Origin of the sequence: Bradyrhizobium sp. ORS 285 (genome assembly GCF_900176205.1) — a bacterium.
Taxonomy (GTDB): domain Bacteria; phylum Pseudomonadota; class Alphaproteobacteria; order Rhizobiales; family Xanthobacteraceae; genus Bradyrhizobium.
Genome location: NZ_LT859959.1, coordinates 3,017,782 through 3,041,612, shown reverse-complemented (window position 1 = coordinate 3,041,612; position 23,831 = coordinate 3,017,782). Strand labels below are relative to the sequence as shown.

21 protein-coding genes are annotated in these 23,831 nt (G+C 65.7%); 5 read left to right on the top strand and 16 right to left on the bottom strand.

The features are described from left to right. Positions 1–29: 29 nt before the first annotated feature. From BRAD285_RS13700 to BRAD285_RS13655, 9 genes are all read right to left on the bottom strand, one after another. Complete coding sequence (locus BRAD285_RS13700) at positions 30–2,711, bottom strand: PAS domain-containing protein (protein WP_006612567.1); 2,682 nt, start codon at positions 2,709–2,711, stop codon at positions 30–32. A 111-nt stretch (positions 2,712–2,822) separates the two neighbouring features. Further along, positions 2,823–3,626 carry a hypothetical protein gene (locus BRAD285_RS13695; protein ID WP_006612566.1) on the bottom strand — a complete coding sequence of 268 codons (804 nt, stop codon included), beginning with the start codon at positions 3,624–3,626 and terminating at the stop codon, positions 2,823–2,825. A gap of 2 nt (positions 3,627–3,628) precedes the next feature. Beyond that, a complete protein-coding gene (locus tag BRAD285_RS13690; protein WP_006612565.1) occupies positions 3,629–4,582 on the bottom strand; it encodes a dihydrodipicolinate synthase family protein in 954 nt (317 codons plus the stop codon). Between the two features lie 158 nt (positions 4,583–4,740). Then, on the bottom strand, positions 4,741–5,619 hold the full coding sequence (locus tag BRAD285_RS13685) for an SDR family oxidoreductase (RefSeq protein WP_006612564.1): 879 nt from the start codon (positions 5,617–5,619) through the stop codon (positions 4,741–4,743). A gap of 215 nt (positions 5,620–5,834) precedes the next feature. Continuing rightward, on the bottom strand, positions 5,835–6,695 hold the full coding sequence (locus BRAD285_RS13680) for a MaoC family dehydratase (protein ID WP_006613619.1): 861 nt from the start codon (positions 6,693–6,695) through the stop codon (positions 5,835–5,837). 339 nt (positions 6,696–7,034) lie between these two features. Beyond that, the gene (locus tag BRAD285_RS13675; protein WP_006613620.1) at positions 7,035–7,436 is read right to left on the bottom strand and encodes a Zn-ribbon domain-containing OB-fold protein; all 402 of its coding nucleotides are present in this window, start codon (positions 7,434–7,436) and stop codon (positions 7,035–7,037) included. Next, positions 7,436–8,584: a thiolase domain-containing protein gene (locus BRAD285_RS13670; protein WP_006613621.1), complete on the bottom strand. Its 1,149-nt coding sequence runs from the start codon at positions 8,582–8,584 to the stop codon at positions 7,436–7,438. The genes BRAD285_RS13675 and BRAD285_RS13670 overlap by 1 nt, the downstream gene beginning before the upstream one ends. 1,083 nt (positions 8,585–9,667) lie before the next feature. Continuing rightward, positions 9,668–13,159 carry an indolepyruvate ferredoxin oxidoreductase family protein gene (locus tag BRAD285_RS13660; RefSeq protein ID WP_006613305.1) on the bottom strand — a complete coding sequence of 1,164 codons (3,492 nt, stop codon included), beginning with the start codon at positions 13,157–13,159 and terminating at the stop codon, positions 9,668–9,670. A 314-nt stretch (positions 13,160–13,473) separates the two neighbouring features. After that, positions 13,474–14,118 carry a trimeric intracellular cation channel family protein gene (locus BRAD285_RS13655; protein ID WP_006613304.1) on the bottom strand — a complete coding sequence of 215 codons (645 nt, stop codon included), beginning with the start codon at positions 14,116–14,118 and terminating at the stop codon, positions 13,474–13,476. A 136-nt stretch (positions 14,119–14,254) separates the two neighbouring features. On the opposite strand from BRAD285_RS13655, the gene BRAD285_RS13650 reads away from it, so the two are divergent. Both BRAD285_RS13650 and BRAD285_RS13645 read left to right on the top strand, forming a co-directional pair. After that, positions 14,255–14,680: a hypothetical protein gene (locus BRAD285_RS13650; protein ID WP_006613303.1), complete on the top strand. Its 426-nt coding sequence runs from the start codon at positions 14,255–14,257 to the stop codon at positions 14,678–14,680. Positions 14,681–14,898: 218 nt separating this feature from the next. Then, positions 14,899–15,210, top strand: coding sequence for a hypothetical protein (locus BRAD285_RS13645; RefSeq protein WP_006613302.1), 312 nt, complete (start codon positions 14,899–14,901; stop codon positions 15,208–15,210). A 70-nt stretch (positions 15,211–15,280) separates the two neighbouring features. Here the strand turns inward: BRAD285_RS13645 and BRAD285_RS13640 are convergent, their stop codons facing one another. Next, the gene (locus tag BRAD285_RS13640) at positions 15,281–16,099 is read right to left on the bottom strand and encodes an oxaloacetate decarboxylase (protein WP_006613301.1); all 819 of its coding nucleotides are present in this window, start codon (positions 16,097–16,099) and stop codon (positions 15,281–15,283) included. 46 nt (positions 16,100–16,145) lie between these two features. Further along, complete coding sequence (locus BRAD285_RS13635) at positions 16,146–16,460, bottom strand: NIPSNAP family protein (RefSeq protein ID WP_006613300.1); 315 nt, start codon at positions 16,458–16,460, stop codon at positions 16,146–16,148. A 74-nt stretch (positions 16,461–16,534) separates the two neighbouring features. On the opposite strand from BRAD285_RS13635, the gene BRAD285_RS13630 reads away from it, so the two are divergent. Both BRAD285_RS13630 and BRAD285_RS13625 read left to right on the top strand, forming a co-directional pair. Continuing rightward, a complete protein-coding gene (locus BRAD285_RS13630) occupies positions 16,535–17,233 on the top strand; it encodes a metalloregulator ArsR/SmtB family transcription factor (protein ID WP_006613299.1) in 699 nt (232 codons plus the stop codon). 110 nt (positions 17,234–17,343) lie between these two features. After that, positions 17,344–18,348 (top strand): alpha/beta fold hydrolase, encoded by a 1,005-nt coding sequence (locus tag BRAD285_RS13625; protein WP_006613298.1) that lies wholly within the window; start codon positions 17,344–17,346, stop codon positions 18,346–18,348. A 140-nt stretch (positions 18,349–18,488) separates the two neighbouring features. Here the strand turns inward: BRAD285_RS13625 and BRAD285_RS13620 are convergent, their stop codons facing one another. The 5 genes from BRAD285_RS13620 to BRAD285_RS13600 form a co-directional block, all read right to left on the bottom strand. Next, entirely contained in the window at positions 18,489–18,848 is a 360-nt protein-coding gene (locus tag BRAD285_RS13620) for a hypothetical protein (RefSeq protein WP_006613297.1), read from the bottom strand. A 137-nt stretch (positions 18,849–18,985) separates the two neighbouring features. After that, a complete protein-coding gene (locus BRAD285_RS13615) occupies positions 18,986–19,300 on the bottom strand; it encodes a hypothetical protein (protein WP_006613296.1) in 315 nt (104 codons plus the stop codon). Between the two features lie 55 nt (positions 19,301–19,355). Then, the gene (locus tag BRAD285_RS13610) at positions 19,356–20,069 is read right to left on the bottom strand and encodes an alpha/beta hydrolase (protein ID WP_006613295.1); all 714 of its coding nucleotides are present in this window, start codon (positions 20,067–20,069) and stop codon (positions 19,356–19,358) included. 209 nt (positions 20,070–20,278) lie between these two features. Further along, positions 20,279–20,731 (bottom strand): hypothetical protein, encoded by a 453-nt coding sequence (locus BRAD285_RS35370; protein WP_006613294.1) that lies wholly within the window; start codon positions 20,729–20,731, stop codon positions 20,279–20,281. Positions 20,732–21,144: 413 nt separating this feature from the next. Then, entirely contained in the window at positions 21,145–22,677 is a 1,533-nt protein-coding gene (locus tag BRAD285_RS13600; protein WP_006613293.1) for an acyl-CoA carboxylase subunit beta, read from the bottom strand. Positions 22,678–22,900: 223 nt separating this feature from the next. On the opposite strand from BRAD285_RS13600, the gene BRAD285_RS13595 reads away from it, so the two are divergent. After that, on the top strand, positions 22,901–23,587 hold the full coding sequence (locus tag BRAD285_RS13595; protein WP_006613292.1) for an alpha/beta fold hydrolase: 687 nt from the start codon (positions 22,901–22,903) through the stop codon (positions 23,585–23,587). The last annotated feature ends 244 nt before the right edge of the window (positions 23,588–23,831 follow it).

Here is a 23,831-nt window from a genome sequence, read left to right as displayed (position 1 = left end):
TCAGTCCCATCCATGTTCAGCCCGTCAGACTACTCCGCCGCCTGCTCCAGCGGCGCCGTCCGCGGGAGGATGATCTGAACGCGTGTGCCCGCGCCAGGCTCGGTGTCGAGATCGAGCCGGCCACCCAGCCTGTTGGTGACGATGTTGTAGACGATGTGCAGCCCGAGCCCCGTGCCGCCCTGGTCGCGGCGCGTCGTGAAGAACGGATCGAAGGCGCGGCGGCGGACGTCGAGCGACATGCCGCAGCCATTGTCAGAAAAGATGATCTCGACATTGTCGCGCCCGGACTCGCGCGCCCGGATCTCGATCACTCCGCTGCGCCCGTCTGGGAATGCATGCGCGACGGCGTTGAGGAACAGGTTGGTCAGAACCTGACCATAGGGGCCGGGATAGCTGTTCATCACCAGATTGGGCTGGCAATCGACATTGATCGTCAGGTTCTGTCTACGCACGCCCGGGCGCAGACTCATCACCACCTGCTCGGTGAGATCGGCCAGATCGAAACTGCGCTGGTCCGAGTAGTTGCGATCCGCCGCGACTTGCTTGAACGACTGAATCAGCTCGGCCGCGCGATTGAGATTGGCGACCAGCTGGGCGGCTGCATTGCGGCTGGTGTCGATGAACTCGTTGAGGCTGGAGCGCCGGAGCTCGCCGCGCGTCACCGCCTCGCTGAACAGATCGGTCTTGCGCTCGAGCGCGGAGGCCACCGTCAGGCTGATGCCGACGGGATTGTTGACCTCATGCGCGACGCCCGCGACCATGCGTCCGAGCGCAGCGAGTTTCTCCGCCTCGATCAGCGAGGCCTGGGTGTCGCGCAGGTTCCGGAGCGCGGTCTCGGCCGCCTCCTTCGCCTTGCGCATCTCGTGCTCGCTCTTCTTGCGCTCGCCGATGTCGAGCGCCACGGTAACGATCTTGTCGACCTCGCCGTCGGCATCGAGCAGCGGCAGCTTGTTGACCAGCCACTGCCGCATCACGTTGCTGGAATCCAGATATTCTTCCTCGTAGAAGCCCAGTCCGTCCTTCGTCGCCAGCACACGCTTGTCGTTGGAATCGGTCTTGCTTGCGCCATAGCGCGACATCAGCTCGCCCGTGGTGCGCCCCAGCGCATCCTCGGGCTCGACGTTGAAGATGCCGGCCATGTAGCGGTTCATCAGCACATAGCGCAGCTCGCGATCCTTGACGTTGATCACCGCCGGCACGGTGTCGATGACCTGCTGCAGCAATCGCCGCCCTTCCGCGATCGCATCTTCCGCGCGTTTCTGATCGGTGATGTCGCGGACCACGCCTTCGTAGCGGACGACCTCGCCGCTCTCGTCGCGCACCACGGTGGCGCTGTCCGACAGCCAGCGGATCTCGCCATTGCGCCGGCGCACCTGATATTCGAACTCGCGCACCATGCCGTCGCGCCGCATCAGCCGCTGGTAGCGCTCGCGCGCCAGCGGGTGGACATAGATCGTGTCGGCGATGTCGTTGACGCCCTGGATCAGCTCGCTCGGGGACTCGTAGCCCATGATGCGCGCCAGCGCCGGGTTGGCGTTGAGCACGAGGCCGCTCGGGGTGGTCACATAGATGCCGTCGATCGAGGCTTCGAACAGCTTGCGATAGCTCTCCTCGGCGAGCCGCTGCTCGGCGAGCGCACGCACCGCCGCCTCGCGGGCGGCATCGGCGTCCTGCAGCGTCTGCCGGAACACTTCGGCGGCACGCGCGATGTCGCCGATCTCGTTCTGGACGTCGGTCTGCGGAATCGAGGTCGCCTTCTCGCCGGCCGCCAGCGCCCGGATCGAGCGCGCGATGGAAGCGAGCGGCTTCACCGTCCGACGCACCACGAACCACGCGGCAAAGATGCCGATCAGCACGCCCGATGTGCCGAAGATGATGCTCTGCCACTTCGTTTCCGCGAGCGTGCGGGCGAAGTCGCGCGACAGCACCTTGCCCTGGCTGGCGCTCAGTGCGCGCAACAGCTCGGTGACGCGGCCGATCAGCCGGCCCTCGATGCCGAGCACCTCCTTGTCGAGCCGTGCAATCTCGTCCTCGGTGCCGGAGATCGCGATGATCGCTTGGGCATAGCGGTCCACGGCCGCCCGCAAATTGGCATCCTCGATCGGCAGCGCGCGCATGCTGCGGGCCGCCTGCTCGGCGCCGGCGGGATCACGCGCCAGCAGCGCCGCTCCGACCTGGTTCTGCACCTGGAACAAGGCTCGCGCCGTGCCACGATCGGTAACACCGGCGATCGCCGCCTCAAAACCCTCGCGCGCGGCTGGCAGTCCTGACAGCAGCTCGGCGCGCTGTGCGATCAGCGCACTGATCCGGTCGATGCCCTCGCGATAATTCGCCAGCCGCTGCGAGACGCCATCGATGGTCGCCTGCTGCTCCGGCGCCAGTTGCAGCCGCGTCTTCTTCAGGAGCGCGCTGAGCTCGGTCGCCGCCTCCATCACGCGGTCGGAGCGCGAGCCGGGATCGGTGACGAAGTCGCGCGCGGCGAGCCGCAGCTCATTCATGCGCTGATCGATCTCCTCGGCGAGATCGCCGACGCCCTGCAGCCGCTGCAACTCGGCAAAGGTGGAGTCGATGTGGCGGATGGCGATGACGCTCGCCATGCTGGTGGCGGTGATGACGGCGAGCAGCAGCAAAAAGCTGCCAAAGATCATCCGTCCGATCGTGAGGGATCGGAGGCGATCACAGGCGAGGCCGAAATCAACGTTTTTACTCATGGGATCCGATGGTCGGAACCGCAGTATATACGAGCCGCCGCGCGGCCAACAGAACAAATTAGGAACAACGATCGTCCAGGCGACCCGCCGGACGAAAAATAATCTGTGCGGTTAACCAGCCGCACCGAACGCGAACACCTCGCCATCATAGCCGGCTTCGCGCGGAATGCGCAGCTCGCGGCCGCCATCCGCGGTCTTGGTCATGATCGGCATCACGGTCACGATGTCCATGGCGCGCGCCGCAGCCAGCGCGTCGGCAACCGCCGGCTGCTTGCCGAGCCGGATCAGGTTGCGCGTGGTCGGGAATGGCAGCTTGAAGCGGCCGTCCTCGCCGCCGGCGAGCGCCTCGCGCGGCGACACCCAGATCGAGTCGGTCGATTCCCGGCCGTCATGGGCGCCGAGCTGGTCCGGTGGCGCAGCCGCCAGGAAGAACCAGGTGTCGAAGCGCTTGGGCATGCCCTCGGGCGTGATCCAATGCGCGTAAGGCACGAGCGCATCCAGCGCCAGCACCAGGCCATGCGCCTCGATCACCTCGCGGAAGCTGATCTTGCTCTCGCACAGCGCCAGGCGGTGCGCCGCCTCGATCTCGCGTGCGCTGGCTGCATCGATCAGCGTGCCGGAGCCCCTGGCCCGCGCCAGCAGGATGCCGCTCTCCTCGAACGTCTCACGCACCCCGGCAATCCGGAAGCCGAGCGCCTCGACGCCGAGGCCCTCATCGCCGGCATAGAGCTCAGGATTGCCGGCGATCTCCTGATCGCCCTTGTCGACGCTGCCGCCTGGAAACACCAGGGCGCCCGAATTGAACTCGATCTGATGGTGACGCACCATCATGAACAGTTGGATCTCGCGAGCCGCTGCGCTGTCGCGCAGCAGCAGCACGGTCGAGGCAGGACGAACGGCGGCAGCGTCAGCCATGGTTACTCCGCGGCGGTGGCTCGGGGTTGCAGGTTGGCACGGGCATCAGTGCGGGCGACGCGCGACAGCAGATAGTCGACCTCGGCCTTGGCCGCGGCGCTGATGCCGGACGCCGGCTTGCGCTGCGCGCTGGAGGCGATCGCGCCGCGCTTCTGCAGCACGTATTTGCGCACGGCGAGCCCCGCCCCCGGCTGCTGCTCGTAACGCACCAGCGGCAGATGCGCGTCGAACAGGTCGTGCGCGGCATCGCGCTTGCCGGCCTGCGACAGCTTGACGACGTCGACCAGCATTTCCGGGAAGGCGTAGCCGGTCATCGCGCCGTCGGCACCGCGCTCCATCTCGAAGTCGAGGAACAGGCCGCCATTGCCGCACAGGATCGACAGCGGCTTGAGCGAGCCGTCCTTCTGGAAGCCGCGCAGCGCAGAGATCTTCTCCAGGCCCGGCCAGTCCTCGTGCTTGAGCATCACGCAGGACGGGCTGTCCATGACGATCTTGCGGATCACCGCCGGCGTGAACTGGACGTTCAAGGTCAGCGGATAGTCCTGCAGCACCCACGGAATGTCCTCGCCGATCGCCTCCTGGGCCTGCTTGAAATAGCCCGTGATCTGATCATCGGTACGGAGCGAGGGCGGCGGTGCGATCATCACGCCGGCAGCGCCGGCGTCCATCGAAGCACGCGCCAGCGAGCGCATGGTCGCAAAGCCCGGCGCGGAGACACCAACGATGATCTGAAGGTTCTTGGCCCGCTTGGCGAAACGCACCGCGACCTGCTCGGATTCAGCCGCATCGAGCTTCGGCGCTTCGCCCATGATGCCCAGCACGGTGATGCCGTCGCAGCCCGCCTCGGCATAGAAATCGACAAGACGATCGATGGACGCTTCGTCGATGCGGCCGTCATCATGGAACGGCGTCGGCGCAATCGCGAAAGTGCCTTTGGCGGCGGCGGTAAGCTTCATCGTCTGGTCTCCAATCTCTCTGGCGTCAGTCCGGGATACGCTGCCGGGCGCGAGCCCGGAGGCGATGCGGTCCGTGATACTTCTGGATTCCGGGAACGCTGCTCCGCCGTCTCACAATCGGGTCTCGGCGGAGCCCCTGGGATGACGCCAGACATACATCAAAACCGCCGCGCGGACTTTCGAATCTCGTCCTCCGAAAAGAATATCTCCTCTGCATGATCCGCGATGTCCTCCGCCTTCCAGCCCGAGGACGGCGGCTTCCAACCGTCCATTTCCATCATACGCAACTCGCGCACGCCGCGCGGACCGGAGACGCCGAGCACTTTGCCGGTCTGGTCGCCCGAGAGATGGCTGACCATGTAGAGCACCGCCGGGGCGATGCCTTCGGGCGTCAGCGCGGCGCCGGGATTTTCCTTGTAGCGCGGCAGGTCTGCGGTCATGCGGGTCAGCGCACCCGGCGCGAGCGTCCAGACCCGGATGTTGTACTTGCGGCCCTCGATCGCCAGCACGTTGGACAGGCCCCAGATACCGCCCTTCGCAGCGCCGTAGTTCGATTGGCCGAAATTGCCGATCAGGCCCGAGGTCGAGGAGGTGTTGACGATGACGCCGCCGCCATTGTCGCGCATCCAGCGGAACACCGGCAGGGTGCAGCAGAAGGTGCCCTTGAGGTGGACCTGGATCACCTTGTCCCAGTCGGCCTCGCTCGCCTTGGCAAAGGTCTGGTCGCGCAGGATGCCGGCATTGTTGACCAGGATGTCGGCGCGGCCGAAATGGCGGATGGCGTCGTCGAACACCGATTGCCCGCCGGCCATGGTGGAGATATCAGCGCCGTTGGCAACCGCACGGCCGCCCTCGGCCTTGATCGCGGCGACCACCTGCTCGGCCATCGACAGGTCGGAGCCTGAGCCATCGCGCGGGCCGCCGAGGTCGTTGACCACGACCGCCGCGCCCTCGCGCGCGAACAGCTTTGCGTAGGCCTCACCGAGCCCGCCACCTGCGCCGGTGATCAACGCCACCTTGCCGTCGAGCAGTCCCATGGGTGTGTCCTCCTGCGCTTACTGTTACAGCCCCGCTTCCACTTGTTCACCTCTCCCCGCGTGCGGGGAGAGGTCGGATTGCATCGCAAGATGCGATCCGGGTGAGGGGGACTCTCCGCGAGCCCGGTGGTTGTGGCTGCCCCTCACCCCACCCTCTCCCCGTGAAGAACGGGGAGAGGGAGACCACGTTCGTGCCTTCCTAACTCAGCACCGTCCTAACTCAGCACGGTCTTGCCGTTCTTGATGACGGTGACGTTGCGGTCCTTCACGCGGGCTTCGAACGAGATCACATTGCCGTCCTTCCACAGATCGACCGTCACGGTCTCACCCGGAAATACAGGCGAGGAGAACCGCGCGGCGTGCTGCTTGAACGCCGACGCGTCGTAGTCCGCGTAGGTTTGCAGCACGGCGCGGCAGGTCAGGCCATAGGTGCACATGCCGTGCAGGATGGGCCGCGGGAAGCCGGCGCGGCGGGCGAATTCGGGGTCGGAGTGTAGCGGGTTGCGATCGCCGCACAGGCGATAGATCAGCGCCTGGTCGGGCCGCGTCGAGATGTCGACGCTGCGGTCCGGCGCGCGCGACGGCACCGGATGCGGATCCGGGATGCCGCCGGACGGACCGCCGAAGCCACCATCGCCGCGGGCGAAACGCGAGGCCACGAGCGTCGCCAGAGGCGCGCCGCCTTCGTCGCGCAGGATCGTCTGGTGGCGGATGACGGCGCCCTTGTCCTTGCCCTTGTCGGAGACCGCGAGCACCGAGGAGTCGGCGGTGATCTTCGCGGCGACAGCGAGCGGCTTGTGGAAGGTGATGTCACGCTCGCCGTCGACCACCAGCACGCGGTTCAGTTTCATGTCGCCGGGGCCGGCGCCCCACGCCGCCACGGACGCAAAGGTCGGCACCACCTTCAGCGGCCGCGGCTCGGCGGTGGCCTCGTTGACGAAGGCGAGCTCGCGCTCATCCATCGGATCGGCGCCCATACCGATGCCGTAGGCGTAGAGCATCACATCGCGATCGGTGTAGGCATAGGGCTGCCCGATCGCCTTCATCGCCATCAGCTCATCGTAATTGATCGGCATTTAGCCTCCCCGAATTCGTTCTTCGTAGGGTGGGCAAAGCGAAGCGTGCCCACCGCCTGTCTTACAACACCCACGGTGGGCACGGCGCTCCGCGCCTTTGCCCACCCTACGCACTTTCTCCGGCGCCCATTGCTGCGCCCTCTCCCCTTGCGGGAGAGGGCTACACAGCTATCAGCGTCAATCTCGCTCGGGTGAGGGGTATGCCTCCACAGAGACACCGCTCGTGCGGAAAGATACCCCTCACCCGGTAGTTCAGGCGTTGCTTCGCATCGCCTGAACTACCACCCTCTCCCGCAAAGGGAGAGGGTGCACCTTTCGTGTCGCCACCGGCACGTGTCGCTACACCGGCGTGAAGAACGGCAGCGGCGCGCCGTCGGTGGGCTTGAACACCACCTTCACCTTTTGACCGATCTTCAGTTGATCGAAATCGCAGTCGACGAAGTTGGTCTGCAACGACGGCCCCTCCTTCAAAGTCACATACCCGATCGCATACGGGCCCGTCGGCGACTTGCGCATGATCGAGAACGTGTAGATCTCGCCCTCGCCCGCGCTTTGCTCCCACACCGTCTGGTCGGAGAAGCAGAACGGGCAGATCGAGCGCGGGAAGTAATGCGCCTCGCCGCAGGCGGTGCAACGCTTGATCAGGAACTTGCCCTCAATGGCCGCGTCCCAGAACGCCTTGGTCTCGGGATTGGTGACGGGGGCCGGCAGTTTGGCCGGCAGTTTCTTGGCTTCAGACATCAGACGCGCTCCAGAATGCAGGTCGAGGCGGCGTGGCGCACGCCCAGAAGTCCACCGGTGCCATGGGCGATGGCGAGGTCGCAGTTCGGCACCTGCACCTTGGGATGGGCTTCGCCGCGCAGCTGGCGCACGGCCTCGATCACCTTGGTCATGCCGCCGCGGTTGACGGGATGGTTGCTGCAGAGACCGCCGCCATCGGTGTTGAACGGCAGCTTGCCGACGCCGGAGATGAGGTTGCCGTCGGCGACGAACTTGCCGCCTTCCCCCTTCTTGCAGAAGCCGAGGTCCTCGAGCTGCATCAGCACGGTGATGGTGAAGCTGTCATAGATCGAGGCGTATTTGATATCTTTCGGCGTGATACCCGCCTCCTCGAACGCGCGCGGGCCGGACCACACGCCAGCTGAGTAAGTGAGGTCGAGATCCTTGCCGCCGCGTGGGCCCTTCATGGCCTCGCCGTGGCCGATCAGCCGCACCAGCGGCTTCTTCAGGCTCTTGGCGATCTCCGGCGTGGTCACGATCAGCGCGCCGCCGCCATCGGTGACGACGCAGCAATCCATGCGGTGCAACGGATCGGAGATCATCGGCGAGTTGATGACGTCCTCGACGGTGACGACCTCCTTCAGCATCGCATGCGGATTGTACTGCGCGTGATGCGAGGCCGCGACCTTGATCCAGGCAAGCTGCTCGGAGGTGGTGCCGTAGTCGTGCATGTGGCGCATGGCGCACATGCCGTAGGCGTTGTGCGTGGTCGCGCCGTAGGCGGCTTCGAAATCGGCCTCGGCGCCGGCGGCACGCGGCGGCATCGGGCCGGTGCGCGGCTTGCCGGCGAGCGTGATCAGCGCGATCGAGCATTTGCCGGCGGCGATGGCCTCGGCAGCGTGGCCGACATGGATCAGATAGGAGCAGCCGCCGGTCTCGGTGGAGTCGATGTGCCGCACCTTAAGGCCGAGATAATCGACCATCGGCCAGGCGCCGCCCGGCGCATCGCCGGCGCAGAAGTAACCGTCGACATCCTTCGCGCTGAGCCCCGCATCCTCCAGCGCGCCCTTGGCGACCTCGGCATGCAGCTGAGCGGTCGATTTGTCCGGTGCGTGCCGGGTCGGATGCTCGTAGATCCCGGCAATGTAGGCCTTGCCCTTGATGGTCAATTCCGTCTCCGCTTCCTGTCGTTTCCTGCCTGATGGTTGGAGATTTTTTGGACCCTCGCAGGAGTCTTGGCAAGCGTCTTGGCAAGCGCCGACAATATTCCGCGCGGTGGAGATGGAGCGCGATCGCGCCTCCGACTCCGCCGTCGTCCCGGGCTTGACCCGGGACCCATACCCCCCGGCGGATCTTGTTAGACTCGATGGTCAACCAGCGTGCACTCTCACACCCGTCTGTGGTTATGGGTCCCGGGTCAAGCCCGGGACGACACCGGTGATGTGGCGCGAGCGAGCTGATATCGAACTACACGTGAGCGCGCGTTCCCGCGACATCTCTGCCCGAGTCATGCTGATCTCTTTCACCCTCTCGAAAATCGGAGGGCGCAGGGAAGGCCAGGCGTCGGCTGACGCCTGCGGCCCGCCTGCGAAAAAAAATGCAGGCGGCAGGTACCACAGGTGCAGCCGGACAACGCCCGGCCTTCCCTGCGCGACGGGTTTAACGCTTATACGCAGTCTGCCTGGTGTCCGGGCTTGTAGCCACCATGGCCCGCGCGGCGCGCAAGCGCCTCACGAACGTAGCACCAGCATCGGGGTGCCAGCACGCTGCGACTTCACGTCCGCGCCGAACCGTTCGTCGGCGCATCCTTGCGGACACGCTGCGGCTCGATCGCGGCCATCGCTCCCCGCCCCGCGTGTCGTGACGATCGCGCGCAACGCCCCTTCCGAGTGAGGCGGGATGTCGGGGAGTAAAACACAAATTCCGAAATTCGTCAATATAAATCTGTAAACCGGAATTCTCCTTGCGACACTTGTCCGGACAATCGCCACGCACGTCGCTTCGCTCATGCGGGCTACACTCTCGTTGCGTCATTGCGAGCGCAGCGAAGCAATCCAGGGCCGCGTGCGCACCCCTGGATTGCTTCGTCGCTGCGCTCCTCGCAATGACGGTCAAACCGTAGGGTGGGCAAAGGCGCGACGCGGAGCGGCGCGACGTGCCCACCATCGAGCAACGAGCACGCCCCGAGACGGTGGGCACGCGCCGCCGGTGGCGGCGCTTTGCCCACCCTACGGCACCTCGCGTGTAGTGCCCTACTCCGCCGCCATCTGGCGTGGCGCGGGCGGCGGGTTGGCGAGGTCGGCGGCGAGCTGGGTGTAGCGGACCTTGGCGTCCTGCACGGCCTTGTCCTTCACCGGGCCGTAGCCGCGGATCTTGTCGGGCAGCGACAGGAATTCCGCGGCGATCTCGGCGTTGGCCGGTGACAGCAGGCTCAGCACCGTCGCGACGTCCTTCTCGTAGCCGGCGATCAGGTCGCGCTCGGTTCTGCGCTCGGCGGAGTAGCCGAAGATGTCGAGCGGCGTGCCGCGCAGTCCCTTGAGCTTCGCCAGCAGACGGAACGTCTTCATCATGGAGGGGCCGTAGCTCTTCTTCTTCGGCCGGCCCTGCGGGTCGAGACCTGAGTTGAAGATCGGCGGCGCCAGGTTGAACGACACCTTGTAGTCGCCCTCGAAGGCGTCGTGCAGCTGCTTCTCGAAGGTGCCGTCGGAGAACAACCGGGCCACCTCGTACTCGTCCTTGTAGGCGAGCAGCTTGGCGTAGTTGATCGCGACCGCGCGCGGCAGCGCCTCGCCATAGCCGCCCTTGTCAGCGGCGTCGCGGACCTGGTCGACCAGCTTGCGGTAGCGCTTGGCGAGCCGCGCATTCTGATACGAGGTGAGGTGCGCCATACGATGAGCGATGATCTCGTCGAGCGTCATCGCGTCGAGCGATTTCGGCGGCATCGTCTCGTCCTGGCCGGTCATCATGCCGGCGACGCGCTCGGGGTTGACCACCATCAGGCGGCCGAGCCGGAACGCCTCCGTGTTCATCTTGACGGCCACCCCATTGATCGCGATGGCCTTCTCGATCGCTTCCGCCGACAGCGGCAGCAGGCCCTTCTGATAGGCGTAGCCCATCATCATCATGTTGGTGGCGATGGAATCGCCGAGCAGCGCCTCGGCCGGCTTGGTGAAGTCGAAGAAGGTGGCGTCCTTGCGGAGCGCGGTCTCCAGGAGGCTCGTGACCTTGCGGTTCTGGAAGTTGAAGTCGCGGTTGAGCACGAAGTCGGCGGTCGGGATCAGGTGGCTGTTGATGACGCCATGGGTGCGCTCGGAATCGCAGAGCGTGATCGTCTCCTTGGCGCCCGCCACCACCTCGTCGGCGGCGATGACGAGATCGGCGGTGCCGGTGACGATGCGCGAGCAGGTCACGTCGGCGGTGTTCTGTGACAGCCGGACGTGGCTGAGCACCGCCCCGCCCTTCTGCGCCAGGCCGGACATGTCGAGGATCATCGAGGCCTTGCCCTCGATATGCGCGGCCATGCCGAGCAGCGCGCCGATCGTCAGCACGCCGGTGCCACCGACGCCGCCGACGGCGACGTTGTAGGGACGGTCGAGCGTGGGCTTCTCCAGCGGCTCCGGCATCTCGCCGATGTCGCCGAGCTCGGCCGGTGCGCGCGAGCGCGGCTTGCCGCCATCGATGGTGACGAAGGACGGGCAAAAACCCTTCACGCAGGAATAGTCCTTGTTGCAGGAGGACTGGTTGATGACGCGCTTGCGGCCAAGCTCGGTCTCCAGCGGTTCGACCGAAATGCAGTTCGACTGCACCGAGCAGTCGCCGCAGCCCTCGCAGACCGCCGGGTTGATGAAGACGCGGCGCTGCGGATCCTCCATCGTGCCGCGCTTGCGGCGGCGGCGCTTCTCGGCGGCGCAGGTCTGTACGAACACGATCGCCGAGGCGCCCTTGGTCTGGCGCAGGGTCTTCATAACGTTGTCGAGCTCGTCGCGATGCGCCAGCTTGACGCCGGGCGCGATGCTGTCGGCCGGATACGAGTCCGGGTTTTCCGAGACCAGGTAGATCTCGCGGATGCCTTCGGCATGCAGCTGGAAGGTGATCTGCTGCGGCGACAGATCGCCGTCATGGCGCTGACCGCCGGTCATCGCGACGGCGTCGTTGTAGAGGATCTTGTAGGTGATGTTGGCCTTGGAGGCGACCGCTTGGCGGATCGCGAGGCTGCCGGAATGGAAATAGGTGCCGTCGCCAAGATTGGCGAAGATGTGCTCCTCGCCCGTGAACGGCGCGATGCCGACCCACGGCACGCCCTCGCCGCCCATATGCGTGAACGTCTCGGTGTTGCGGTTCATCCAAAGCGACATGAAGTGGCAGCCGATGCCGGCCAGCGCGCGGCTGCCTTCGGGCACCTTGGTCGAGGTGTTGTGCGGACAGCCCGAGCAGAAATACGGCGTGCGCGCCACCGGCGAGACCAGCTGCATCTGCGAGGCGTCGCGGCCGTTGAACCAGTCGGCCTTGGCGCGCAGCATCGCCTTGATCTCGGGATTGAGGTCGAGACGAAGCAGCCGCTCGGTCAGCGAGGTCGCGAGCGATGCCACCGAAAGCTCGGTCGCGAACGGCAGGAAGCGCTTGTCGTGGTCGTCCATCTTGCCGACGATGCGCGGGCGGACGTCGTCGCGCCAGTTGAACAGCTCCTGCTTGACCTGGTTCTCGACGATCTCGCGGCGCTCCTCGATGATGAAGATCTCCTCGAGACCGACCGCGAACTGCCGCACGCCTTCCGGCTCCAGCGGCCAGGGCATGCCGATCTTGTAGAGGCGAAGCCCGATCTTGGCGGCGACCTCCTCGGTAATCCCGAGCTCGCGCAGCGCCTGGCGGATGTCCTCGTAGCTCTTGCCCGACGCCATGATGCCGTAGCGGGCGTTAGGTGAATCCATCGTGATGCGGTTGACCTTGTTGGCGCGGGCAAAGGCAATCGCGGCGAAGCCCTTGTAGTCCTGCAGCCGGCGGTCCTGCTCGAAGCGGTCGTCGGGCCAGCGCAGATTGAGGCCGCCCGGCGGCATCTCGAAATCAGTGGGGATGACGAACGGCGTCATCTCGTCGTTGAGGTTGATCTCGGCGGTGGTCTCCACGGTCTCCGTGATGACCTTCATGCCGACCCAGCAGCCGGAATAGCGCGACATCGCAATCCCGAGCAGACCCATCTCGATCATCTCGTGGATCGAGGACGGATAGAGATAGGGCATCAGCGCCGACATGAAGGCGTGGTCGGACTGGTGCGGCACGGTGGAGGATTTGGCGCCGTGGTCGTCGCCGGCGAGGCACAGCACGCCGCCGTTCTTGGCGGAGCCTGCCGCATTGCCATGGCGAAAGACGTCGCCGCAGCGGTCGACGCCGGGGCCCTTGCCGTACCAGATGCCGACGACGCCATCATACTTGCCGCCGGGCGATAGATGCAGCTGCTGCGAGCCCCACACGGCGGTCGCAGCAAGATCCTCGTTCACGCCCGGCTGGAACTTGACGTTGTATTGCTCGAGATGCTTGCGCGCGGAGAACAGCTGCTGATCGTAGCCGCCGAGCGGCGAGCCGCGATAGCCGGAGATGAAGCCGGCGGTGTTGAGGCCGGCGGCGCGGTCGCGCCGGATCTGGGCCATCGGCAGCCGCACCAGCGCCTGGATGCCGGTCAGGAAGATGTGGCCGGAGCTTGCGGTGTATTTCTGGTCGAGATTGATCTCGCTCTCGTTGATGCCCATTCCGCCCTCTTGCCGTGCTTTGTCGGGGTGCGCAGCTCACCACCGTTGGGCGGAAGCGCGCGTTCTGCCAATGATTTAAGTCTGCTTTTCAAGAATGCGCATCACAAATCTCGTACGCGCAGGGCAGCCAACCGAAATCGCAATTTCGTGGCGGCCAAGGCGGTGGGTTTTGCGGTTTGTGTCGGAAACGACGGCCGCTGCGAAATGGGATGATATCCGCCATGGCTTAGGCGCGATGGCCGGACAGTTACCGAATCGTTGCCGCCCGATCGGCTCTCTCTCGGATGCCTCGTTGTGCATTGCGACAGAAGGCCTCAACTCTTGTCCTCTTCGGTGAAGACGAACCGCGGCATGTTCCACTTGTAACGGATCGCCAGCAGCCGGAACGACAGGCCGAAGGCGAAGGTCAGGGCCGTCAGCACGCCGCTGCCGAGACCAAGCAGGAGGCCTGTCGCATAGATCAGCCCGGTCAGCAGAGACACGCTGGCGTAGAGCTCGGCACGAAACAGCAGTGGCACGTCGTTGCAGAGGATGTCGCGCAGCACGCCGCCGGCGCAGCCCGTGATCATCCCGGCGACGATGACGATGCCGAACGGCACGTTCATCTGCCAGGCGATGTCGCAGCCCGCGATGGTGAAGACGACCAGGCCGATCGCATCCAGCACGAGGAAGGCCGTCGTCAATCGGTGCACGAGCCGCGCCATCGCGATGGTGACGAACGGCGCCAACAGGGTCAGTAACAAGAAGGACGGCTGCTCGACCCAGGCCAGCGGATAATGCCCGAGCAGGACGTCGCGCAGCGTGCCGCCGCCGAGCGCGGTGATGGCGCCCAGCAGGCAGACGCCCATCCAGTCCATGCTGCGACGCCCCGCCGCGAGCGCAGCCGTCATCGCCTGTGCCGCCAGCGCCAGCCAGGACAACACATGCAACACGCTGTCGGTCGGCGGCAGGTTCCACATCGAAGGCTCCAGAATCGCAGGTCGCATGAGGAACCTTAGCGCGCCCAGCCTTACGCGAGCTTGCGAATTCGTAAGGTTTCGCGGAACGGACCGGCGGCTGCGCTGGTTGTCAGGAGACAATCGCAAGGAGGATGCAATGGCCAACGAACGGCTTCCGAACGAACGTTATCCTGATGGCATGAACCGCCCGGACATGAGCACGCGTCCAGGCATGGGCGCGGATATGACCGGTGCCGGCATGACTGGTACGGAGTATGAGCGCGCCGCCCGCATGGACAGTCGGCTGCAGCCCGACCCTGAGCTGAGCGAAGGCCGGGCCTCGACCGGCCGCATGGCCGCCTACGCGCTCGGCATCGCGATCCTGCTCGGCGCCGTGTTCTACGGCCTCAACAACATGTCGGTGAACAACAACCAGGCCAGCAACACGCCGGCTACGCAGTCGGCTTCGACGAAAAGCGGCACCACGCCCAACGGCTCGCCGGGCGTGACTACGGGCGCAGCGGGCGACCGCACCACCCCGCCGCCGGCGGCCCCGAGCGGACAGAGCAACAACGCGAAGTAATCGCGCGCATCAACGACATCTCGCAGGCGGCGACGAGCCGTCGCAACTGGCGGCGGGTGAGCAATCATCCGCTGCCATTTTTTTGAGAGAGTCCTTAGCAGCGGCAGACGGGTCGCCGCGCGTAATTCCAGACCAACAACGACATTGAGGTGGAACTAATCGCACACTGGCCGATTGCCTGTGCGGCACTTTGACCCACTATCTGGAGGAGACACATGATGAAGGTTCTTGCTCTCGCAGCCGCAGCAGGCACGCTCGTGGTGACCGCAGCCTCGGCCGCCCCGCTCTCGCCCGACGTTTCGGCCGTCCCGCAGCGCGACGTCCAGAACGTCCGGATGGTCTGCAACGAAGACGGCCGTTGCTGGCGCGAGCACCGCGAACGTCGCGTCATCATCGAGGATCGCGACCGCGATTCCTACGCCTATTCACCGCGCGAGCGCTACATCGAGCGCCGCACCTATGAAGACCGCGGCGGCATCGGCATCCGCGCCCCCGGCGTGAGCGTCGGCATCGGCACGGATCGCTACTGAGCCGTTATAGCTGCTGAATCGGAAAAGCCGCGGCAAGCTCCGCGGCTTTTCTGCATGCGTGCACCTGATCTCAGCCGAAGAGCTTGTTCAGCTCGCCGCCGGGATAGCCGTTCGCCAGCTCAGTAAAGGTCCCCTGCTCCGCCATCTCCTTCGCCGCGCGCATGAAGCCCGCCCAGGCCATCCGCGCCAGTGACCCGCCGACGCTGATCCGGCGCACGCCGAGCGCGCCGGCCTGCTCCAGTGACAGGCCGGACGCCCCGATCAGCAGGTTCACCGGCTTCGGCGCCACGGCCTTCACGACAGCGCTGATCTCCTCGACGGTCTTGATCCCCGGCGCATAGAGACAGTCGGCTCCGGCCTCCGCATAGGCCACGAGGCGATCGGTCACCAGCGAGAGGTCGGGCTTGCCCCAGAGAAACGCCTCGCAACGGCCGGTCAGCAGCACGTCGCCGCCGTTGGCATCGATCGCCTGACGCGCGGCACGGATGCGCTCCACGGCCAGTTCGCGCTCATAGAGCGGGTGATCCTTGTCGCCGGTGGAATCCTCGATCGACAGGCCGGCCACGCCGGTCGCGACCGCGCGTGCGACATTGGCGGCCACGCCCTCCGGCGCGTCGGCGAAGCCGCCCTCGAAATCGGCATTGACCGGAATGTCGACAGACGCCGACAACGCCGCCAGATGCGCGAGCATCTCGTCCAGCATCGTGCCGGTGTCGGCCTTGCCGATCGACCACGCAAAGCCGGCGCTGGTCGAAGCGACCGCTTTGAAGCCGAGATGCTCAAGCATCTTCGCCGTGCCGACGTCGAACGGGTTCGGCAGCACGAAGCAGCCGGCCTCGTGCAGTCTGCGAAAGGCCGCGCGCTTCTCCGCCGTGGTGGTCACCGTCATGTCATCCTCCCATGCATCTCTTCGTTGCACCAGGATAGTACCGCTCTCATGGCGCCGCCACGACATTGCGCAGAAATGTTCGCTCTTCGCCCAGAATGAGCTGGTGCTCCTCCGCGAGCGCGAAGTTCGCCCGGCCCTCGCCATCACTGCGCAAGGTCGCGCGATAACGCTCGTAAGCCGCGAGGCTGTCGAATGAAATCAGGCCGTAGGCGATGTCGTTGGTGCCTTCATGGGGCATGAAATAGCCGATCAGATCGCCCCCGCAGCGCGGAATGATCGACAGCCAGCGCTGCGCATAGTGCTCGAAGACATCGCGCTTGAACGGATCGATGCGATAGCGGATGAAGACGGTGATAGTCATGACAACCTCGGGTATGTTTCGCAGCCTCACACTATCCGCTTGCGGGACGACAATGCTTCGTCTAGCATCGAAGTATGAAATCAGGCCCTGATATCGCGATGGTTGCAGCGCTGGTCGGCGATCCCGCCCGCGCGAACATGCTCACCGCGCTGCTCTCGGGCCGCGCGCTCACCGCAACCGAGCTCGCCCAGGAGGCCGGCGTGACGCCGCAAACCGCGAGCTCGCATCTTGCCAAGCTGGAAGGCGGCGGCCTGATCGAGCCGGAGAAACAGGGTCGGCATCGCTACTACCGGCTCGCCGATCCTGACGTTGCGGACGTGCTGGAGAAGCTTGCCGGGCTCGCCGCGCGCGCCGGCCACATGCGGGTGCGCACCGGGCCGAAGGAGCCAGAGCTGCGGCGTGCGCGCATCTGCTACGATCATCTCGCCGGCGATCTCGGCGTGCAGATGCTGGACAGCATGGTCAGGCAGAAGCTGGTGCGCCAGCGCAAGCAGGAGATCATCCTCACCGAGGATGGCGAACGGTTTCTCGCCCAGCACTTGCGGATCTCGCCGGAGATGCTGGCGCATCCGCGCCGTCCGGTCTGCAAGGCCTGCCTGGACTGGAGCGCGCGGCGGCATCATCTCGCCGGCACCTTGGGCGCTGCCCTGATGAAGCGCTTCGCCGAGTTGAAATGGGCCGCGCGCGACCCCACTCCCGGCAGCCGCGTGGTGAATTTCAGCCGCGCCGGCGAAAGACATTTTGCTGCACTGTTCGGCACGTCCGGCAGCTGACAATCACGCGCTGTTTATCGCGGCACGCGGTCAAGGTCTTGTCTTCAGGCCGAAGGCGCGTCACGGCCAGATGGCTGACGACGATCCCTGCCGTCGGCCCTGGAGTTTCAATGCCCCGTTTCGCCATCGCATTCTGCACCGCCCTGCTCGCTTTCGCTCCCACCATGGTTCCGGCCGCCGAGGCGCCGCGTGAGCCCTATGGGATCAATCTCGAGGGTTTTTCCTATCCGTATCCGGTCAACCTGCTGCCGCTGGTCAATGATGGCGAGCGGCTGCGCATGGCCTATATGGACGTCGCGCCGGCGCAGCCGAACGGGCGCACCGTGCTGTTGCTCCACGGGCGCAATTTCCCGTCGAGCTATTGGGCGCCCGTGATCAGGACGCTGACCGAGGCCGGCTTCCGCGTCGTCGTGCCCGACCAGGTCGGCTTCGGCAAATCCTCCAAGCCGTCGGGCGAGCTGCATTTCGATACGCTGGCGCGCAACACCATGACGCTGCTCGATCACCTCGGCATCGCCAAGGCCGATGTCGTCGCGCATTCGATGGGCGGCATGCTGGCCGTGCGCATCGCCCGCGCCTACCCGGATCGCGTCGCTCATCTCGTGCTGACCGCGCCGATCGGTCTCGAGGACTACCGCCTCTCAGTGCCGCCGATCTCGTCCGAGACGATCATGGAGAACGAGGATCGTCTCACCGCGGACGGCTATCGCAAGCAGTTGCAGACCAACTACGCAATGAAGCTGCCGCCGGAGCAGGTCACCCCGTTCATCGACACCAGGTTCAATCTCAAGGACAGCGCCGACTATCCGCGCTGGCTGAAGAGCTTCGTCAGCTCCTACCAGATGATCTATCGCGAGCCTGTCGTGCACGAGATCCCGCTGCTGACGCAGCCGACGCTGTTCATCATGGGCGCCGACGACCACAATGCGCCGGGCCGGCCGAATGCGCCGGAGGCGCTACGGGCGAGGATGGGGCAGAACGCGGAGCTATCAAAAGCCCTCGCAAGCCAGATGCGCGATGCCCGCGCCGAGGTGATCGCCAATGCCGGCCACCTGGTGTTTCTGGATGCGCCCGCGAAGTACGACGCGTTGCTGCTGGAGTTTCTCGGCAAGTAGCTCCGGCAGGCGGCAGGGACCACGGCGATGCCGTATCCCTGCCGTGCTGTTCGCTTGTTAGCTGCCGAGCAGCGGCCGCCGTAAGAACCGCCATGCCGGCCCGCAGGTGTCCAAAAGCAGGCCGGGCCAAGGCGCCGGCGTCACCAATAATGCCGACGGTGCCAGCGGCGGCGCCAGTGCCGATGGTGATGACGCCAGCCCCAATGCCGGCGACGCCACCCCCAATGACGCCGGCGCCAGCCCCAATGATGCCCGTGGCCATGATGATGTCCGTGATGGCCATGATGCCCCCAACGCACCTGCTCTGACGTCAGGCGATCCGCCTCGTCCTGCGAGCCGACCGCGCGCTCCGCCGTGTCATTTGATGGCGAGGGGATCGCCTCGTTCAGCGGCGCCGGCGCAAGCGGCGCGGCGACCGACTCCGTCGTGCGGAGCGCCAAGCCGCCGGCGGCCGCGCATCCCAGGCCCAATGCCAGCTTGAGGAAGTATCGTCGTTCCATCGAGCGCCTCCATGATCAGCAAGCAGAGCATGGAGTATCGCGACGATCACCTGAACGTGAGCTGAACTGCCCCGCTCATCACGAGAAGCGCAAAGACGTCGCCGCCGAGCTTTCGCCACGATCGCGCATGGCTTTGTTCATTCCTCGACGATCTGCGCCAGCGTGAAGCTCTCGCGCGTACGCGTCACGTCGGGCCAGTCGCGGTTGAAGTCGACGATCAGCCGCTTCATCTCGTCGCCACCAACAGCGCGCTCCATCGCGGCGACGTCGTCGAACTGATACATCGCCTGATGCACTGCGGGGTCGACGAGGCTCCACACACGCCACGCCTTGCGAACGCCAAAGCTCTTGATCGCATCAGGCAGATGCACGTCGCGATACCAGCGATCGAACGCATCGCGCTTGACTGGATCGGGCACGGTCGCGCGCACGACGAAGATGGCTGATGGCATCGGTTCCTCCGGTTGTTGTTGGTCTTGTCGCGGAAGCCTGGCCGCAATCAGGCGTTCAGCGAAATCCCGCCGCGAGCGACACCACCTGCCCATCCAGACCGTTGAAGCCATGATGGCCGCGGGCCTGGCAGGGATCGCCCTCCTCCGCGCCGCCGGACAGCCACTTCACGCGGGCGCGCCCGCCGGACCATTTGATGAAGGGATCCACGCCGGCCGGCAGCGTGAACTTGCAGGCGTCGCTGGTGTGATGAATGACCAGTGTCCGCGGCAGCGCCGACGGCGAGCCGAGGATCGACATCACGTTCGATGAGCTCCCAGACTCTGGGCTGAGAAAGCCGGAGGTCAGGACCAGCGCGTCCGGGCGGGCGCCGCGCGCAATTCCCTCTGCCGCGCGGATCGTGCCGCGGCTGGTGCCGATCACCGTGACGGGGCGTTTGATGGCCGCCATGTAGTCGATTGCGGCCTTCAGGTCGGTGCTGGTGTCGGCGACCATCACCGCGAGGCCGCGCGCGGCATAGGCATTGCGGGTGCGCACCAGCTGGTTGCCAAGCAGGCCATGAATGTCGCCGCGCTCGCCGACATTGATGGCGCCATCGCCGCCGGGCAGCAGGATGACGCTAGCCCGCACCGAAGCCGGCTTGATCAGCGCCACGCGCGAGCCGCCGACCGTGACGGTCTCATCGGCGGAGGCTGCACCGGCCAAAGCAGCCGCCAGCATCACTACCAGTCCGATCCGCAGGACCGTCCGACACGCGTCCGTTCTGCTCATCGAAGCCTCCCGCCAGCCGACTCGGCTCGCGACAAGACTAGCAAATTTAATACGAGGCCCGGAGTGCCTAGGAGTCCGGGCCTCGTCCCCTCGCGACCTCGCGCGAGCGAAGCCGGTCGGTATCTCTTTCAGCTAATTGATTGCACCAGCTGTCGCGTTGACATGGCGCAAGCCGTGCTGATCTGGCTTTCCCGTAGAATTCCGGTCTCTCAGTAGCAGCGCGTGATCGTCACGCTGTGATCGCCGCCGCGGCGCCCCGGCACCGTCACGGTCTGCATCGGGCAGTTCGACACATAGGGCCGGTCGGACGGCACGACGTTCGGCGGGTAGCGGTGCGCCCAGTCCCACGGCACGTCGTAGGTATAGGTGTAACGCACGTCGGCCGATGTGTGCTCTGGGATCTGCTGAATCACCGGCTCGCCGGTACCACCATACGCAAAAGCGCCGGCAGCCGGCAGATAGGACCGATGAAAGCGGTGGTGCGGACGGACGATGGTCACCGGCGGCGCGACGTGGCTCGGGGCGGCGGGCGCAGCGGCGATCGGCGCCGCCACCGCAGCGCCTGAGCCGGCCGAGGCGGCCTGCGACGAGAGCATCAGAGCGGCGGCGCCTGCGCAGGCAACCCAAGCTCCGAAACGAAACGCCGATGTTCTATCAGCCATGATACGCGACCTCTACTCTACTCACGTGCCTGCCTTGACCATCAAAGCTAAGCCAGCGGCCCAGTTCCCGCAAACCCATCGTTAAAGGTTAGTTAAGACATAGGCTTAACGCCAGGGCCGCGTGAGGCGCCAGATTGCCGCAATGGCCGCGAGCTGCAATGCAGAGCTGCGCGTGATGCCCCTGGATTGCTTCGTCGCTACGCTCCTCGCAATGACGGTGGAGGTGGTGCGCTTGCGGCACTCCGATGCAGTTGGGCGCCAGGGGTGTTCTCAGCAAGCGCCACATTCTCCGTCACTGCGAGCGCAGCGACTTGTCCGCCGTAGCTCGCAGAGCGAAGGCGGAAGCAATCCAGGGCCACGCCTTAGGCTCTCAATGACTTCCTTGCCCCCACTAACGACATCTCATGGATGCCTTAGAGCGGCAGATTGTCGTGCTTCTTCGCCGGCATCTCCATCTTCTTGTCGCGGAGCATGGCGAGCGCCCGCGCAATGCGGCGGCGGGTGGAGTGCGGCATGATGACGTCGTCGATATAGCCGCGCTCGGCGGCGATGAACGGCGACAGGAAGCGGTCCTCGTACTCCTTGGTGCGGGCGGCGATCTTCTCCGGGTCGGCCATGTCGGCACGGAAGATGATCTCGACCGCGCCCTTGGCGCCCATGACCGCGATCTGCGCCGTCGGCCAGGCGTAGTTCATGTCGGCGCCGATCTCCTTCGAGGCCATGACGTCGAAGGCGCCGCCATAGGCCTTGCGGGTGATGACGGTGACGAGCGGCACCGTGCACTGCGAATATGCAAACAGCAGCTTCGCGCCGTGCTTGATCAGGCCGCCATATTCCTGCGCGGTGCCCGGCAGGAAGCCCGGCACGTCGACGAAGGTGACGATCGGAATGTTGAAGGCGTCGCAGAAGCGGACGAAGCGCGCAGCTTTCCGCGAGGCATCGCTGTCGAGCACGCCGGCCAGCACCATCGGCTGGTTGGCGACGAAGCCGACGGTGCGCCCCGCAATGCGGCCGAAGCCGGTGACGATGTTCTTGGCAAAGAGGTCGGCGATCTCGAAGAAGTCGCCCTCGTCCACGACCTTCAGGATCAGCTCCTTCATGTCGTAGGGCTTGTTCGGATTGTCGGGGATCAACGTGTCGAGCGACATGTCGACGCGCTCGATGTCGTCGAAGCTCGGCCATTCCGGCACGCCGTCCGAATTGTTCGACGGCAGGAAGTCGATCAGCCGGCGCATCTGCAACAGCGTCTCGACGTCATTGTCGAAAGCGCCGTCGGCGATCGAGGAGCGCGTCGCATGCACCGAGGCGCCGCCGAGCTCTTCCGCCGTGACCACCTCGTTGGTGACGGTCTTCACGACATCAGGGCCGGTCACGAACATGTAGCTGGTGTTCTTCACCATGAAGATGAAGTCGGTCATGGCCGGCGAATAGACGTCGCCGCCGGCGCACGGGCCCATGATGACGGAGATCTGCGGGATCACGCCGGAGGCCAGCACGTTGCGGCGGAACACGTAGGAGTAGCCCGCCAGCGCCGCGACGCCCTCCTGGATGCGGGCGCCGCCGGCATCATAGAGCCCGATGATCGGCGCGCGCGCCTTCATCGCCATATCCTGCAGCTTGGTGATCTTCAGCGCGTGGGTCTCGGACAGCGAGCCGCCGAACACGGTGAAGTCCTTCGCGAAGACGAAGGTCTTGCGGCCATTGACGGTGCCCCAGCCGGTGACGACGCCGTCGCCGGGGATCTTGTTCTTTTCCATTCCGAATTCGGTCGAGCGGTGCTCGACGAACATGTCGAACTCCTCGAACGAGCCCTTGTCCAGCAGCAGCTCGATGCGCTCGCGGGCGGTCAGCTTGCCGCGGGCATGCTGCGCCTCGATGCGCTTCTCGCCGCCGCCGAGCTTGGCGCCTTTACGCCGCTCCTCGAGGGTGTCCAGGATGTCCTTCATGCGCGTCCGCCCGTTCCATGTCGTGACTGTTGGCGGCCTTCTAACACGGCTGTTTCGGAACCGAAAAGCCGCTTTCGGCCCAACGAGGCGGCGTCCCACAGCTCGGAATTAATCGCGGAATCAGGGTCATGGCCGGCCGGCGGGGTCCAGGCGGCGGTTAGGAACGGCCGTCCGGGCTGCCGGTTCGCCCTCTTTGCCCATCCGAAATCCCGAGTCGCGACAAATGCCCTGCACTCCGCTTCCCGCCGACGAGATCCGCCCCCGACGCATCGACGGCCTCAACTCGCGCGGCGCGATCTACTTCCTGCCCTGGGGCATGGGCTTCACCACCGCGCGCTGGCTTGGCCTCGTCGGCGGACATGATTGGCAGGCCTGCTACCGGCTGCCGGATGCGATGGTCAGCCCCGATCCCGAGGTGTGCGCGGGCTGCATCGCAGCCATCGAAGGCGACGTGATCCGGCTCGCCGCGCGCAATGGCCCGCCCTCGCGGCTGGTCGGCTTCAGCCTCGGCAGCGTGCCGGCCACCTTGATGGCCGGCCGGCTCGGTCGACCCGTCTGGAGCTTCGCCTCGGCCGATCGCGGCGAACTGATGATCTGGTCGAGCCCGGCCGCGCGTGGCATCCGCCGCGAGGCCGAGCGGCGCGGCTTTCGGCGTGACGATTTCGCCGCAGCGCTTCACCGCTACAACCCGATCCACTGGATCGACCGCGTCGCGCCCGACAGCCGCCTCGTCGTCGGCCGCTTCGACCGGATGGTGCCGCGCGCCCGCGGTCAGGCGCTGCTCGATCGTGCCAGGCGCCGCATCGTCGGCGATCATCTCGTCGAGCTGCCGCTGGGCCATGTCGCGGTGCTCGCGGCGAGCGGCTTCCTGCAACGGCGCTGGCTGCGCGCGGATGCGACACGGCGCTGAACGATGGGTCTCTCTTTCAAAGAAGAGGCGCAGCGCAAGTGATGAGTTCGCGACAGGCTGGCACGACGGGCAGTTGATCCATCAGAGCATGCGGAGGATTGCTCGTCAGGCCGTCGTGCGCCGATGCATCGCAGTCGCGATGCATTTTGTCGGATTCCCGACACCCATTTTTCTTGCCCCTCGGCCGTCGCGCTCCTAGTTTCCGCACCCGCTTGCGGCAATCAACAAACTCAGAGGGCGGACA

Coding starts and splice junctions, on each gene's coding strand:
- BRAD285_RS13610 (WP_006613295.1), bottom strand. CDS start 20,069: ATGAGCAGAACGGACGCGTGTCGGACGGTCCTGCGGATCGGACTGGTA.
- BRAD285_RS13625 (WP_006613298.1), top strand. CDS start 17,344: ATGCCCCGTTTCGCCATCGCATTCTGCACCGCCCTGCTCGCTTTCGCT.
- BRAD285_RS13700 (WP_006612567.1), bottom strand. CDS start 2,711: ATGAGTAAAAACGTTGATTTCGGCCTCGCCTGTGATCGCCTCCGATCC.
- BRAD285_RS13635 (WP_006613300.1), bottom strand. CDS start 16,460: ATGACTATCACCGTCTTCATCCGCTATCGCATCGATCCGTTCAAGCGC.
- BRAD285_RS13630 (WP_006613299.1), top strand. CDS start 16,535: ATGAAATCAGGCCCTGATATCGCGATGGTTGCAGCGCTGGTCGGCGAT.
- BRAD285_RS13690 (WP_006612565.1), bottom strand. CDS start 4,582: ATGAAGCTTACCGCCGCCGCCAAAGGCACTTTCGCGATTGCGCCGACG.
- BRAD285_RS13655 (WP_006613304.1), bottom strand. CDS start 14,118: ATGTGGAACCTGCCGCCGACCGACAGCGTGTTGCATGTGTTGTCCTGG.
- BRAD285_RS13660 (WP_006613305.1), bottom strand. CDS start 13,159: ATGGGCATCAACGAGAGCGAGATCAATCTCGACCAGAAATACACCGCA.
- BRAD285_RS35370 (WP_006613294.1), bottom strand. CDS start 20,731: ATGGCTGATAGAACATCGGCGTTTCGTTTCGGAGCTTGGGTTGCCTGC.
- BRAD285_RS13675 (WP_006613620.1), bottom strand. CDS start 7,436: ATGTCTGAAGCCAAGAAACTGCCGGCCAAACTGCCGGCCCCCGTCACC.
- BRAD285_RS13640 (WP_006613301.1), bottom strand. CDS start 16,099: ATGACGGTGACCACCACGGCGGAGAAGCGCGCGGCCTTTCGCAGACTG.
- BRAD285_RS13695 (WP_006612566.1), bottom strand. CDS start 3,626: ATGGCTGACGCTGCCGCCGTTCGTCCTGCCTCGACCGTGCTGCTGCTG.
- BRAD285_RS13645 (WP_006613302.1), top strand. CDS start 14,899: ATGAAGGTTCTTGCTCTCGCAGCCGCAGCAGGCACGCTCGTGGTGACC.
- BRAD285_RS13620 (WP_006613297.1), bottom strand. CDS start 18,848: ATGGAACGACGATACTTCCTCAAGCTGGCATTGGGCCTGGGATGCGCG.
- BRAD285_RS13615 (WP_006613296.1), bottom strand. CDS start 19,300: ATGCCATCAGCCATCTTCGTCGTGCGCGCGACCGTGCCCGATCCAGTC.
- BRAD285_RS13595 (WP_006613292.1), top strand. CDS start 22,901: ATGCCCTGCACTCCGCTTCCCGCCGACGAGATCCGCCCCCGACGCATC.
- BRAD285_RS13650 (WP_006613303.1), top strand. CDS start 14,255: ATGGCCAACGAACGGCTTCCGAACGAACGTTATCCTGATGGCATGAAC.
- BRAD285_RS13680 (WP_006613619.1), bottom strand. CDS start 6,695: ATGCCGATCAATTACGATGAGCTGATGGCGATGAAGGCGATCGGGCAG.
- BRAD285_RS13685 (WP_006612564.1), bottom strand. CDS start 5,619: ATGGGACTGCTCGACGGCAAGGTGGCGTTGATCACCGGCGCAGGTGGC.
- BRAD285_RS13600 (WP_006613293.1), bottom strand. CDS start 22,677: ATGAAGGACATCCTGGACACCCTCGAGGAGCGGCGTAAAGGCGCCAAG.